This window comes from Parahaliea mediterranea (assembly GCF_003402235.1).
In the GTDB taxonomy this organism is placed as follows: Bacteria; Pseudomonadota; Gammaproteobacteria; order Pseudomonadales; family Halieaceae; genus Parahaliea; species Parahaliea mediterranea.
The window spans coordinates 573,167-586,848 of the sequence record NZ_QEWO01000002.1; the positions used below are offsets into that span (position 1 = coordinate 573,167).

Consider the following 13,682-nt stretch of genomic DNA (forward strand, 5'->3'; position numbering starts at 1 on the left):
TGTTGCTATGACGCTGGAACCCCTGATCAAGCCACTGACACAGCTACTGGAAAATGGCTCCTGCCTCACCAGCAATGCTGCGTTGAATCCGATTTTGACCGGGCTAGCGCACCCCTGCGCTAATGGCAATAACTGGGTGATCAGCCAGCGCCTTCTAGCTGAACGCCAGCGGCTTACTAGCGATGAAGAGCTGGTGGCAGCGTTACTGGCTACCGATACTACTCTGCGCGATGCTTGGTGCAATTTGATGACCGCACGCTGCCGGGAAGCCGGAGAGCTGAACGACCCGCATGTGCTGATCCGGCTGGTCAGCCAGCTAGACGGTGCCGCTGCATGGGTATTGGCCTGCCTGACTCAAGACGCCGCACCAAACCTTCAACCCACGGCGTTCGCAGCACTGGAGCGCCAGTTGCTGGGCGCCAGTGCTGAGCAGAACCAGATCACCCCGGCTCTGACGCGAGTGCTGGCCACCGCCAGTCAGTTAGGCCAGTGGCAGCAGCAAGCGCTGCCCGCGATCGACAAGGTAAAGGCGGATGGCGCGCGCCCCGATATCAACTGGTGTGGCGGCCGACTGATCCAACAGCCGGGTCACAAAGCAAGCGAGTTTCAGTATTTACTTAGCGGAGCCGGCGGGGAGGCTCTGCCGACCCAACTTCATCAACTTACTGACAAAGCGCAGAGCCTGGCGGTGATGGATTGGGTGTTGGCAAACCCTTGGGCCTATTTGCTGGCGCTGATCCTCTATGAGCAAAACGTCTGGCAGGTGGAAGCCGCCGGAGGGCTGCTAGTGGAGCTGCCTGCGGGTCAGTCGCCCCAGTCGCCCTCAGAAGTGCAGGTACTGGTAGCCAATAGTGACGGTGATGAACTTCTATGCGGGACTCTGGGCGAATATATTCGCAAAATTCTCAGTAGTCTGAATATGGCGATCTTCCCCGGCGGCATAAGTGATGACCAGCTCAATGCTGGGCTGGGTCGGGTGATTGGTCAACTACTCGGCCTGAAAGTCTGGCGCTATGTCGAGGGTCTCTCCGGTGAACAGGGCTATTACCAGATCCACCCTGATTTTTCAGACGCCTGCTATGGCCGGAAGGGACAGCCCAGCTTTTCTCGCTATGCGCGCCCCCTGCGCCAGGCAATCCGCAGCCAGGCGATACAGTGGCGCAGCGACCGTCGTTCACAGGGGACGACAACATCACAACCACTGAATGCCCGCGTGGCTTGAGCCCGCAGCTGACGATGCCGAAATCGGAGTGAATGAATGATGAACGAAGTCAAAGAGGCCAACATCGCAGCCTATGCGGAAAAGGCACTCAAGGAGCACCGCTGGGCAGCCACTGGTGTATCCGACTACCCGCCGCGCGATCCGCTGGTGGGCCAGAGCACTTTTTTTAACCGCTACCGCACCTTTATCAAAACTGTCGATCACGACGAGGATAACTTCGCCCATGTGTTCGCCGTCGAGGGCGAATGGGGTAAGGGTAAGTCTCGACTGGGCCACGAACTGGTAGCGCAGATCAACGACTGCTCCAAAGGCTGGTATGTACGCGATAAACAGGGCGGCCTGGTGCAGGCCCGGCTGTTTGACGACCAGGTCAAGCGTGATGAATACCTGAGCCTATATATCCGTTACTCTCAGGTCGCATCTGAATACCAGAACTCCGATAACTGGTTCGGCTATGGCCTGTACAAGGCGCTACTGCCGCTGGCAACCAAAGCCTTTGACCATTCCATTCAGAGTGAGATCGCCAAACAATCCCTCAAGCGACTGGAACCGCTTGGCTTCGACCACGAGCAACTGGCCGCCGCCCTGGAGCTGGATAAAGCCCACGGTGACGAGGAACTGTACTACCACGACACTCTGGTGACCAACCTGGTACAGCAAGCCTATGCCTACTTGAGTCAGTTTGGCATCAAGTATGTGCTTGTGGTCCTGGACGAATTGGAAACCGTGGCTGAAGCCGCCACCTTTGGCCTGGAGCGGGATGAAGCCTCACAACTGGATGGCCAGGCGATCCGGCTGATCGGCAAGGCGATTAAGGAAGAAGACCCTCGCCGCAAGCTGCCCTGGTTGCGCTACGTGGCACTCTGTTCACCGCTGCTTGGCCAACAGCTGCGGGAGATTCAGTCCACCGCCCGTCGGTTCGAGCTGGTGGAGCTGGAGCATAATGCTTTCGCCGATGTATCAGACTACGTAACGCAGCTGCGCGACGAGAGCCGGTTGCGCTTCGATTACCCTGCAGGGCTGGTGGAAGCTGCCTACGCCATGAGCGGGGCCAACTTTGGCTGGTTTAACGTCATCATGGCCAATGTCGATACGGTACTGGAAAGCTATCATCAGGCGGGGAAAACCAATCCCGCGGTTGGCGAGCTGTTCGACGCGGTGCTTAGCGCTTCGGGGCGCGTGGCCAAGCACGTGCTGGATGCCAATGTGATCGAGGGGATTCAGACCGCGGATCACGTGCTGCGAACGCTGGCCAGAAACCTGCTGTTTGGTCAGCTACCCCGGTCCCTCAGCGGAGCCGACTCTCGCCTCAACGAGCTATTGCCACTGCGTAACGAATACGACGACAGCATTGTCAGCCTCTACCGCAAGGTCGAGTGGCCGGAGCTGGACTGCCGCCAGGCGTTGGTGGCAGCAAAGTTTCACCGTGACAAGGAGGAATGGTTCTATCCCAGTGTTGAGCAGGGTCTGAACCTCAAGGCGCTGCTACAGAACCTGAAAACTTTTGCGGTGGCTGAATCCGGTCTAGCCGCCGACGGCTTGCTGATCCCCCTGCAACGCAGCGAGTTCAAACAACTGGTGGCTCTGCTCTACAACCACCCGGCAGCCGAATTCGCTGCTGATGCGCTGTGGTCACGCTTCATTGGTGAGGAGCACAAACTGGAGGACGATCAAGGTACGCATATCGGCCCCAGTGTCTCGATGTTGCTCCGCCTCGACTTGCGCTACCGCAGTCAGCAGCACAATTCGATGATTTTTCGCGATCCGGACTTCGCCGCACAGCACGAAAAAGCGATGGAAAGGGCGGGATCTGCCTGGAGCAAGAATCCTCTCGAACGCGCCCAATCCCGTTTGATCGGTCTGTTCCGTCTGCTGGATCGTCAGTGGCAGTACAACGAACCGGCCTACCCCAACAAAGCGAAATTGGCGATCCAAATGGCCCCGCGCAGCGCTGGCCGTGGTAGTGCCGGTGGCCTGCAATTCTGCGATGGACTGAAGCTGCACCCCAAGGGGCAAGCCTGGTTTGCCTGGGTTAACAACAAAGATGAACTCATCAGGCTACATCTGCTTGTCAGCCAGGTTCGCAGCGACGGTGAGGGTCGGATTCCAGTCATGGCCTTTACCGGCTCTGTAGCGGTGAACGACTGGTATGTCAGTCAAGATGATGCGCAGGCCGAGCAGCTCAAAGATGACATTCTGCTCTACCATCTCAACACCAGTGAAGTGGACGTACTGGAGCGCATCGGTCTGCAGCAGAGCTACTGTGGCGGTTTAGTCCTGAAAGAGGAGGTATTTACTACCCGGTTCAAGGCACGGCTGAACAGTATTCGTGATTTTGCCTACCAAAGGATTCACCACTGGCGCTCACGCTTGAACGAGCGCGGGTTGATCGCCTGGCCGCTGCGCCCCACGGCCAAGATCAGCCCTGATGATCGCCAGTTGTTGTTCCGCGCCTGGAAGCTTTTGGCCATTGATCAACCAAAGCTGGGGGGGCTACACGGATTGACACCACAGCACCAACTGGATGCTGAGGAGGTCAGTGGCCTTTTCAATCGCCTGACTCTCAGCAGTAAGGTGACTGCACAAGGCTATGGACGCAACGAACACGCGGGATTGTTCCGAGACCTGGATCAGCCGGCCGATGCACAGGCCCAGGTGCCGCCCTTCCTGGCGGCAATTGCCGATCCGAAGAAGGGTGAGCAATGGACCCTCGACAAGGCCAGACAGCATTGGTACTGGGGTTATCTGTGGGCTGCCAATGGCTTGAGTGAAAAAACCGTCTTTGATGACTGGATGTGGTGCTGCAGCCAGCTACATCTGCTGAAAATCCAAGACGCAACTGTCACCAAACCGCGCTTCATACCAGTCCCAAGATCCGAACTTCAAAATGCTGTTGATGAAGCGAACAACTGGTTGACGGGGGGCACTGAAGAAGCTTATCCAGCGACAGTGAAGCAGTTGGCTACGGTGTATGGCCAGGGTCGTATCGCCGAACTCTTCTCACCCAAGGGAAAATCTCCACAGGGTACTGAAACGACCGAGGCGCTTGATGCCCTGAAACGTGCTGGTGACACCTTCAACGCCCTGAAGCTGCAAGAAGAAACCTTGAGTGACGTGCTGGATGAGCGTGTTGCCGCACTACCTGAGATTCTGAAAAAACGTTCGCAGATTTTGCACGAGTTAGGCAAGGTCTATCCACACCCCTTGCCCCCGGTCACTCTGGATAATACACGCAACATTAACCTCGAGGATCAGCATACATCCCTCTATGTCAGGGTTGAGCGCGCCCGACTGTTTGCCGAACAGGTGCAAAACTGGGCGGGCGCCATTCGCCAGCGGGTCGATTTTCTTCTGGGAGAAATTCACGCGGATCCCCACTCCAAGGCACCGTTTCCACGCCGCCTGTTTACCCTGTCACTTCAGACCATTGCCAACATCCTTAAAGGCGCTTTGGATGGAAGCAGTACCACCGAGACGCAGAAAAAAGAGGCGTCGGGTAGCTCGGATACGCTACTGCATTACCTCCGCAAGTTGAAACTGGACAAGGCATCCGAGCGAATGGAAAGACTGGCTCAAGAGGTGGGGTATGACCTGTACAGCGGGGCGGTCAAGCCACCCGAAGAAATCAACGGCTACATTTTTCAGACATACCGCCAGTTTGTTCAGCAATACCAGAATGCAGTGGAATCGGCCGCCGACATTGATACCCGAATTCGAGTTGCGCTGAATATCCTCGGGACTTCACTACCTCCAGACTACCCCGACCCCGACCACCCTCGCGGCCTATTGAAACTGCAAAACCAACTAGCCTTGGTGCAAGACAGCTTCGATGGGATGGATGAGCAAGTCGATGCACTCCGAGGTCGCTACATCGACCAGACCCATCGCGGCCAGTTTGCGGCCATCAAGGATGCGCCTGACCAGCTATTGAAATCTGTGCAGCAGCAGCTCGGCGTGTTAGGCGGAAAGTTGCGTGGCGATTTTGAAAATGTCATCGCCCGTTATCGCGCCCAGCAGCTCGAAAAAATTAACTCCGGACTGCGCCCTCTCATAAATCCCCTCTTGGTCGCCATGCACGAAGCGAAAATCGAATCGATCACGGAGAGCGATATTCACGGATACGCGCTGCATGATCTGGCGGTAGAACTGGATTTGCGTAACCAACAATGGCAGCAACGTGCTGAAACCCTGCTGCAGGGGACCGGCATCAGCTTTTCACGCTGGTGCGACATTGCACAATCCCTTATCGACAGGAAACAGCCCGCAATCAGTTCGCAAGAGCAGCAGGCACTGGTGGACAAAGGCATTCTTCAGGTACAGATCACCTTCGGAGGCACGATATGAATCTTTACCTGGAGCCAGACCTTGCTACCCAACGCCATGGGCGGTTCTTCATCTCGCAGTTAGATGCTGAACCAACCGATGAATTACCGGCCTGTGGCACCGTACTGATGCACGGGAAGCACTTTCAGGCGTTTAACGCGTCCGACCGAGAAACCTGGTGGCAATGGACTGGTCGGCCCGGCTGTACATTGTTGCTGCTACCTCCCTTTGAACCCGGCGAGCTATTTGATCGACTTGACTGGCAGATCACATTGCGTGATGAAACACCGAGCTCAGATGACGGAATCATCCCCGATACGCTCAGCTCTGAGGTTACTATGAACCTGGCTGGGAGCGATGGCGAATTTGACCGCATGGAGGGGCATCAGTGGACGGACTATTCAGTCAATACCCGCTATATAAAGCAGCATCATGGTACGGGCGTTTTTGCGGCGACCTGTCTTCCGCTGTGGTCGATTTCACTGCTCGACCACGCCGAAGAAACGTTGGTGTGGCTGGAAAAGCTATCGGCGCGCGCAGGTACCACTGCAGAGAGCGATTCTTCGCAGCTTCCAGCGCCTGAACTTGAGTTAGAACCGACCGACTACACCCTGATGGTCTGCATGCAGGCATGGGACATAAACACAGCGACAGATCTCAGCCTTGCCTTGTCAAATAGCGCGGCTTCACTTTTCTCAATACCAGAAGAAGGCGTTCTGGAAGGTATGGCTCGTTTACGCGTATTGGGCTTGATTGATGATGAAGGTCTGACCAATGTAGGCAGAGGTGCCTTAAACAAGTCACCCTACGGGTCGTACGTGGAGCGACTGAAGGAGGTAGCCCCGTTATGAAAGAGAGCAGCCTCGCCCAATCGCTGGCCATCGAGAGCCAGATTCGACTGCCCGGTAGTGCCGGACGCTTACTGAAACAGATTCGTGATATCGAGTCAGTAGCGCCAATCTTTCGAGACGCCGGACTAGTGAAAGCGGTTGAACGGCCGGCCACGATCGACCTGACAGTATCAGGAGTCGCAACTCAGTCCTGCATCAAACCCGCCTTAGGTGGCTTCATCTATGCCTCAGCCGCAGTGCGGACCGATATGTTGATCGATGCCAACCGCATCAGCACCCGCGGCAATGACTCGGTTGCAGAGCTAGACGATATCGATTTTGAGGCTCAACGGAAACGTCTCGATCTAGTCGAAATGCGCCAGGCCTACGCATTGGTCGAGCGGTGTCTGATACATGGTGGGGGTTCACAGCTGATCGTACTGGACACCCCTTTGTTTATTACTCGAGAGATGATCCCGCTTAAACGGAATGTGAAGCACTGGCAAGAGTACGAGCAGACACGCTCCGCCATCGCTTCATTCTGGGAAAACTACCGCGAACAACTGTTCCCGTGGAATCCAGAGGGACCAGTACTGGTCAGTATCCTGTCGCAGCGATTCAGCGCCATCGTCAGTATCGCCCGCCAGGACCTGAAGACTGAAGAAGGACGCAAGCACCTCCTACTCACAGATGGATTCGATCAAACCCAGGCCAACCGGCTCGTTGATCTGGAAGAGCGCTTAAGCGGCGTCGGTGATTTCCGCTTTATCAAAGGAATACTTAGTGCATTCACTCGCACTATGGCATTCCGTATGACGGAGAACCGGGCCCGCTTGGAGCCATCAGAGTCTGCCGACTACGGCGTGGTGGGTTTTCACTTCCGTGGTGGTCGCAGCAGTGAGATCCAGATGGCGCAGATAGCGGGAGAGGAATCAGACTGGAACCGTGAATCGCTCGATGATGTGGCCTGGAAACTAATGGTGCTAGACATGCAGGGGAAACGTAAAAGTACGCCCCTGCCACAGTTACTGGGACAACAACAACTGAAGATGCTCGAGCAATTTGCCGCCTACTACCGCCAGGGGCTTAGCCAGGCGATGAAGGAAAATGAAGTCGAAGAAACCTGGTTATCCGGACTATTTGAGGAAGAACAGTAATGAAGCACAAAGTATTAGGAAAACTCGTCGGAAATACTGGGGATTCGGCTCATTTAACGATGGTGGTAGAAGATTCTTTCTCAGTTCGTCGGGGTGAATTCGTGCGCATCATGCACCGCGAACGCCAGGATGAGCCGCCGGTCGCAGTACTAGGGCGGGTAATGAAAATTCATCGCTCCAACATGCTGTTTAATTCCGGGTTTGGCGATAGTGTGACCGAACTTGAACTACTGCCGGGGGCTAACGTAACCGGGGAGAACCTGTTCGCGAATGTAGAGCTGGTAGGTTATCGCGATCCCGTTTCACGTCAGATAAAAATTCCTCGACGGCCATTGGACCCCGGCGCGAGAGTTGAGACGGTAGACTTCCAGTTCCTGGCAGATTTCTATGAATTCAACGAGCACACCAGCCTTCATCTAGGAAACCTGATCGGCTATGAGCGAGGGGAAAATACAGTACCAGTCTTCCTCGACGTCAACAAGTTGGTGACCGAGCACATGGCAATTTTAGCGATGACAGGCTCGGGTAAGTCCTACACCGTTGGTCGAATCATCGAGCGCCTGGTGGCAATAAACAACGGTACTGTTGTTGTATTTGACCCACACGGCGAGTATGGCCGCGCGATGGCGAAAGGTAAGTTGCAATTCAGCCCCGGCTTGGAAGAAGCTGAAGATGTGCGCGACCAGAAGGTATTGCCGCAGATCAAATCGACGATAGAGCGGCTTCAGGCAGCTGATGCGGGGATTCAGATCTACTCACCGCAGCATGAAGCGTTCAAGCACAAATACGCCAGCAAGAATAAACAGCTTGCATTGCAGTTTGATCGCTTCGAGATGGATGATATTTCTGAAATTTTGCCGGGACTCACAGAGCCGCAGCAGAGAGTTTTGGATGTGGCGATTCGCTACTGGCGTCACAATGACCGCTCTGAGCCACGAGACATAAATCGCCTGCGTTATTTCCTCGGTGATGGTATTGAGGAGATCCGCGAGTGGGATGACCTCTCCGAGGCTGAAGCCAAGGCGTTGAACGGGCGAAGCGCAGCTGTGGCATCCATGAAGCTTAGCCGAATCCTGAATGAGGCCCAGAGCTTCTATTCTGCAACCATGAAAGAGCCGACCGATATCTATCAAATGATCGGCCGCCCGAGCAATCGTAAAGGTCGATTAGTCGTGGTTGATCTTCAGGGCTTGAGTGAAACCGCCAAGCAGGTGGTATGTGGCTTGCTGAGTAGTGAAATTTTACGCGCAGCTTCAAGCAAAACCGACCCTCTGCGCCCCTGTTTCCTGGTCTACGAGGAGGGACATAGTTTTGCACCGGCCGGCGGTAACGCTGTGAGCCATCGTATCATCAAGAAAATCGCCGGTGAGGGGCGCAAATTTGGTGTTGGGTTCGGCATCGTAAGTCAGCGACCTTCGAAGCTCGATGCGGATGTAACCTCCCAGTGCAATACACTAATTACCATGCGCCTTAAGAATCCGGACGACCAACGCTTTATCGCAAAGGCTTCGGACATGGTCAGTAAGGCGGACCTGGATGAGCTACCCAGCCTGTCCACCGGTGAAGCTCTAGTGTGTGGCCGGTCGATTCCCGCGCCTCTGCTGGTCAAAGTAGGCTCGAAAGCGCTAATCCATGGCGGGGAATCGCCCGAAGTGTTGAAGGTCTGGGATAGCTTTCGTGACTAGTATTCGGGACCAGATCCAGTCTACGTTGGATAGCGATTTCATAGCGCACTCCTACCCAGTGCTTTTAAAACAGGGCGTGAAAGATTCCGATGTCTTTATGCATAGCCTGGGATGCAGTATCTGGAACACCTTGGGGCACGAACTGGGGTACATGGCACTGGTGGAAGGGCCGGCCCCTGTTGCCAGTGGCGATAACATCCGATCGGACTCTGTGTGGTTCTATAAAGATACGATCGCGCCGCGCGTGCTGATTGAATTCGAACGTTACGACGGCAGTGACCGTGGAAAATCAAAACTAGTCGAAAAATTGACCAACCTGATGGAGGCTTCGCTGCGCTGGGAGCACAAGCCCGACCTGTTGATATTGTCCGCCTGGAGTTCTGGGCTGGTATCAGCACCGGATTTCTCAGCCTTGGAGGAGCTATATCGACAGGGTGTTTCTAATAGTAAAGGTTTCCGAATACCGACACCCCCAGCTGGTTCGCTTCTACTTCATCGGATGGTTCTGCAACCAGGAACTGATGCTCTTCTGCGGCTCAAACATATGAACTTTCGGTGGTCCTGATGAATATCCCCAGCGCTCACTTTCTACCGGGAACAGGCAAGCAGCTTGGTAACAAGTACGTATTGATCGACTGTCTCGGTGATGGTACTCACGGCTGGGTCTGGCGTTCACAGCGACTTTCCGACAATCAAGTGGTTGCCGTTAAAATCCCCAAGAACATTTCGTCTCCGGATCGTTCACTTGCAGAAGGTAAAGAATTAATTGGAATCAATCCGCATCCCAATGTCATTGAAATTTACGACATGGGTCGTGTGCCTCCAGAGAAAGAGTGGTACGCGATTGAAATGGAGTATTTCCCGAGCGAAAGCCTTGCACAAAAGTTGGAGCGTAGATCTCACCACTTTGGCAACACCTATGACCGGCTGTTTAACATCTATTCCCAGGTTCTGGAAGCGGTGGGATACCTCGCGGGATTGGACGATCCCATCTCTCATGGCGACATCAAGCCGCACAATATCCTCATAGGCCAGGGTGATCACGTGAAGCTGACTGACTTCGGCAGCTCGGCATTGCCGGAGGAGATTTACGTCAGAACGCGAGAAAATGGTGGGACAGTGTTGTATTCCGCCCCGGAATTCTGTGACTGTGTATCAAGACAAGGAAACTTCGAGCAACTTCTGGCTGGCGACATCTATAGTCTCGGGGTGTTGCTGTATCAGCTAACCACAGGACGCTTGCCACACGATACTCAGGCCCAAGTACTGCGCCACAGCACCTTTGCAAAACCACGCGAGATAAATTCCACCATTTGCGCTGCGCTAGAGGATGTAATGCTGCAATGTTTGCAGCGGGAACCATCACGTCGTTTTACATCTATCAACGAACTGAAGGAGGCGTTTAAGCGCGCGGCCACTCTACAGAATCAGCAATCGAATGTCGTTCATCTTGCCAGCGTCTCTGCACCATCACGCGACTGGTCATCTGAAGTCGTCGACTCGCTAGCAAAATCCGAGTACCAGAAAGCTGCTGCACTGGCCAATACGGAATTCCGTCGATCTAAAGACCCCAATGCCCTTTTGCAGGAACTTAATGCCCTGTATCGAGGCGAGCGCTGGTTCGATTTCGAGAAATCTGTTCTAGGACTGGACGGGCAATATCTGAAGATAGAAGGATGCACAGGAGCCCATATCCGCGAACTAGTTGTAAAAGTATTTATGAAACTGAGAAAGCTCGACCAGGCTCAGCAAGTCCTGGAAACCGCCAAGTTGCGAGGTGATTTGTCATTCGAGCTATCAATGTGCGAAGCCTCTATTGATGCGATGCAGGCCAGATACACTCAGGCAAGGAAGAAATTGGAGGCTCTAAATCGTTCAAACCCTCTGAATTTTTCAATTCTGAAACGATTGGTGATGGCCTGCGAACAGGAACGGAATTATGACGATGCGGCAGGATTTCTAAGAGCAGCCCTTAAGGTTTGTCCAGATGATGAGAAATTACTGCAAAAGAGAAAGCAGTACGAAATCTTAGGAAAATGGTGAAATAGCGACTGATAGCTCTGACGATAGGGACTTTTCTATAGCTTTTTCAGACTAAAGAAAAGCGAGACTTGCGCGAATTTTCGTAATCCGATGTGAGCGTTCGACTGGCTATATAGGTCACATATGATAGCGACCAGTAGCGCACCGTAACGCTTGGCGTAGATTCCACATTTCTGTGTAAATTGACGCAAACTAAAGCGACAGATTCGGTGAATACAAATAAAGCACAGGCAAAGACAATAATTAGCTTCTGCATTACAATTCATCGAAGTCGGAGGAGGAATCATGACCTCTACAACCAAGAAGCTCTTTACTCGCCGGATCTTGCCGGCTGCTTTTTCGGTGATAGCCACCGCCGGTCATCTTCTGCGCGATGTACTTGGTTTTTTCGCTGAGAGTGCAGAGACAGCACCAGACAAAACGAATGCTGATACTATTCGCGGAGGCGTCATGAATTACCGCACCGGCAAACTCGACGACGGTACAGACGCCTCTGGCTGGTACGAAAATGACTAACGCTTCTTACCCTTAGTTAGCGCCATTTTCCCGATGCTTCCCCCCTGGTTTCCCGCGTCCTGCGCGGGAGCCTTGATGGGACTAGCTGCAGCGTCAATCGACTGCCCTACTCTCACCCCCACCCACGCCATCATCCCGCTCCATAACAACGGTAATCCCAGATAGAGACTGGTGGTGATCATGTTCAGCAGCATACGCTTGGCGTCGTGTTCGCCGGGATTGGCGAATATCTGCAGGAAGACGTTGACATCTGGGTACATCGACAGAATCAAGTTCTGATCCACCCACATAGCCAGATACCAGAGCACCGTCCAGAATTTGATGGTGAAAATGGCCATCCCAGCGACCACCATCATGGCGATGGAGTAGCGGGACAAGACGACCACCAGTGGCAGCAGTGCATAGATTCCCAGCAACATAATGGCCTGGACCATAGGCAATGACTGCAGCACGGCGGTCATGGTGACGGAAAATAGGGCCGACGCAGTGATCACGCCACCGGCGGCAAGGCCCCCTTTGACCATATTGCCCGCCGTATTGAACAAGCCCGAGCCGGATGTATTGTTGGCAATCAGCTCATTGCTCGACCAGGAAGGCGGTGCGTTGGTAAGCACGGTTTTAGCGACGGCGTCGTTTTGCTGCTCGCCCGCGAGTGTAGGTGCGATGGCGACCACCAATCCGGAGAAGCCTGCGGATGTGGCATCGGCTTCATTGATCAGCTTCTGTCTTAGCCCGATCGCAGCATCGTCCCACCACTGATTGCAGTAGGGTTTGCCCCAAGTCGGCGGCGCCGTCAGATCGTACTCTGTGTCCCTGACTACGTTGTAGGCCCAGCCGGTGATTTGGTTGGCTGGGCGCAAAGTATCGTAATAGCCTGGGGTATCGCGGTAGACGTGGGAGCCCATCCAGTCCGGGTCATCGGGGCCATAGGTGGCGAGGATGCCAGTGATCGCCGGGGTATCCGGCCGCTCCGCCTGGTACTTTGAGCGGGCTGGGATGTAACACTGGCTGAAAAAGTCGCTGACTTCCTGCCGAAGGCGAGGGTCCGCGATGGTGGCCAGGCGGGCTTGCTGCTCGAAGGTGCGCATATCAGCGACCGTTGGCAGACCTTCGATAATCGCGTGATTCAACCCTGAGCTGAGAGCGATCACGCCGTACCACCAGACGGGAACATTGACAGTTGCTGCAGAACCCGTGAATCCGGCCGTGCCATAGGTACTCTGTGGGGACGCTACCGTCGCAGTTGCCGGTGTTGGGTCCAACAAGGTCGGCGGTGGTGAATGGGACAGAGTTGCTGCGTTGAGGGGTGTGAGAGCAGCTGGCTGCCCGGCGAGCACGACCACCAGTAGCGCGATAAACAACTCGATCTCCATGCGTCTTAAAGAGAGGCCACTAGCATGGCCAACTTCGCCGCCCTGTGCTGGTTCGCGCCAGTTATCGATCAGGATCCCGAGGAACGGGAGATAGACGATACCGGTACCGACCAGTACATCCCACAGAATGCCGTAGAAGGCCCAGCCAAAGAGTGAAGTAAAGAGTTCCAGGTAACTGTCGACGCTCATCAGCCGTACGTCTCAGCAATCAGGTCGAGGAACTTCACGACCATCCCCTGCCCTAGCACCAGCTCAAGCAGGATCAGCCAAGTAGCTGCCCGCCATCTCAATTCGGTGAGGTACTCAGCCTGGACGGAACTCAGCTTTCCTGACGCAGATAAGCGCTGGACAACGTAGCTCCAGCTAAACGCAGCCGTGGCGATTACGCCCCAGCGCAGCAGGGTCAACGTCAGCCGCCATGTTGCCATAGTCTGCTCAATCGACTGGATGGACTCGGTTTGCAATCGATGCATCAGTAGATAACCCGCTCCTGCGGTCAGCAGGGCGGCCACGGTGGTGCACAGCAGAAAACC

The 13,682-nt window shown here is 54.6% G+C and carries 10 protein-coding genes; 8 read left to right on the forward strand and 2 right to left on the reverse strand.

Annotated elements, in window-relative coordinates; all coding sequences use genetic code 11:
- Positions 1–7: 7 nt before the first annotated feature.
- The 8 genes from DDZ17_RS08025 to DDZ17_RS08060 all read left to right on the forward strand — a co-directional run bounded on the left by DDZ17_RS08025 (position 8) and on the right by DDZ17_RS08060 (position 11,776).
- Positions 8–1,222 carry a hypothetical protein gene (locus tag DDZ17_RS08025; protein ID WP_116365606.1) on the forward strand — a complete coding sequence of 405 codons (1,215 nt, stop codon included), beginning with the start codon at positions 8–10 and terminating at the stop codon, positions 1,220–1,222.
- A gap of 36 nt (positions 1,223–1,258) precedes the next feature.
- Positions 1,259–5,566 carry a hypothetical protein gene (locus tag DDZ17_RS08030; protein WP_170150182.1) on the forward strand — a complete coding sequence of 1,436 codons (4,308 nt, stop codon included), beginning with the start codon at positions 1,259–1,261 and terminating at the stop codon, positions 5,564–5,566.
- Complete coding sequence (locus tag DDZ17_RS08035) at positions 5,563–6,396, forward strand: hypothetical protein (RefSeq protein WP_116365609.1); 834 nt, start codon at positions 5,563–5,565, stop codon at positions 6,394–6,396. The genes DDZ17_RS08030 and DDZ17_RS08035 overlap by 4 nt, the downstream gene beginning before the upstream one ends.
- Entirely contained in the window at positions 6,393–7,532 is a 1,140-nt protein-coding gene (locus DDZ17_RS08040) for a hypothetical protein (protein ID WP_116365611.1), read from the forward strand. The genes DDZ17_RS08035 and DDZ17_RS08040 overlap by 4 nt, the downstream gene beginning before the upstream one ends.
- Positions 7,532–9,217: an ATP-binding protein gene (locus DDZ17_RS08045; protein ID WP_116365613.1), complete on the forward strand. Its 1,686-nt coding sequence runs from the start codon at positions 7,532–7,534 to the stop codon at positions 9,215–9,217. Before DDZ17_RS08040 ends, DDZ17_RS08045 begins: the two co-directional genes overlap by 1 nt.
- On the forward strand, positions 9,210–9,782 hold the full coding sequence (locus tag DDZ17_RS08050; RefSeq protein WP_116365615.1) for a hypothetical protein: 573 nt from the start codon (positions 9,210–9,212) through the stop codon (positions 9,780–9,782). The genes DDZ17_RS08045 and DDZ17_RS08050 overlap by 8 nt, the downstream gene beginning before the upstream one ends.
- Complete coding sequence (locus DDZ17_RS08055) at positions 9,782–11,260, forward strand: protein kinase domain-containing protein (RefSeq protein WP_116366181.1); 1,479 nt, start codon at positions 9,782–9,784, stop codon at positions 11,258–11,260. The genes DDZ17_RS08050 and DDZ17_RS08055 overlap by 1 nt, the downstream gene beginning before the upstream one ends.
- 285 nt (positions 11,261–11,545) lie before the next feature.
- Positions 11,546–11,776: a hypothetical protein gene (locus DDZ17_RS08060; protein WP_116365617.1), complete on the forward strand. Its 231-nt coding sequence runs from the start codon at positions 11,546–11,548 to the stop codon at positions 11,774–11,776.
- On the opposite strand, the gene DDZ17_RS08065 is transcribed toward DDZ17_RS08060, so the two are convergent.
- Together DDZ17_RS08065 and DDZ17_RS08070 are read right to left on the reverse strand one after the other, a co-directional pair.
- Complete coding sequence (locus tag DDZ17_RS08065) at positions 11,773–13,338, reverse strand: conjugal transfer protein TraG N-terminal domain-containing protein (RefSeq protein ID WP_116365619.1); 1,566 nt, start codon at positions 13,336–13,338, stop codon at positions 11,773–11,775. The genes DDZ17_RS08060 and DDZ17_RS08065 overlap by 4 nt on opposite strands.
- Positions 13,338–13,661, reverse strand: a complete 324-nt coding sequence (locus DDZ17_RS08070; RefSeq protein ID WP_116365621.1) for a hypothetical protein — start codon at positions 13,659–13,661, stop codon at positions 13,338–13,340. Before DDZ17_RS08070 ends, DDZ17_RS08065 begins: the two co-directional genes overlap by 1 nt.
- Positions 13,662–13,682: the final 21 nt, after the last annotated feature.

Coding starts and splice junctions, on each gene's coding strand:
- DDZ17_RS08055 (WP_116366181.1), top strand. CDS start 9,782: ATGAATATCCCCAGCGCTCACTTTCTACCGGGAACAGGCAAGCAGCTT.
- DDZ17_RS08045 (WP_116365613.1), top strand. CDS start 7,532: ATGAAGCACAAAGTATTAGGAAAACTCGTCGGAAATACTGGGGATTCG.
- DDZ17_RS08065 (WP_116365619.1), bottom strand. CDS start 13,338: ATGAGCGTCGACAGTTACCTGGAACTCTTTACTTCACTCTTTGGCTGG.
- DDZ17_RS08040 (WP_116365611.1), top strand. CDS start 6,393: ATGAAAGAGAGCAGCCTCGCCCAATCGCTGGCCATCGAGAGCCAGATT.
- DDZ17_RS08025 (WP_116365606.1), top strand. CDS start 8: ATGACGCTGGAACCCCTGATCAAGCCACTGACACAGCTACTGGAAAAT.
- DDZ17_RS08035 (WP_116365609.1), top strand. CDS start 5,563: ATGAATCTTTACCTGGAGCCAGACCTTGCTACCCAACGCCATGGGCGG.
- DDZ17_RS08060 (WP_116365617.1), top strand. CDS start 11,546: ATGACCTCTACAACCAAGAAGCTCTTTACTCGCCGGATCTTGCCGGCT.
- DDZ17_RS08030 (WP_170150182.1), top strand. CDS start 1,259: ATGATGAACGAAGTCAAAGAGGCCAACATCGCAGCCTATGCGGAAAAG.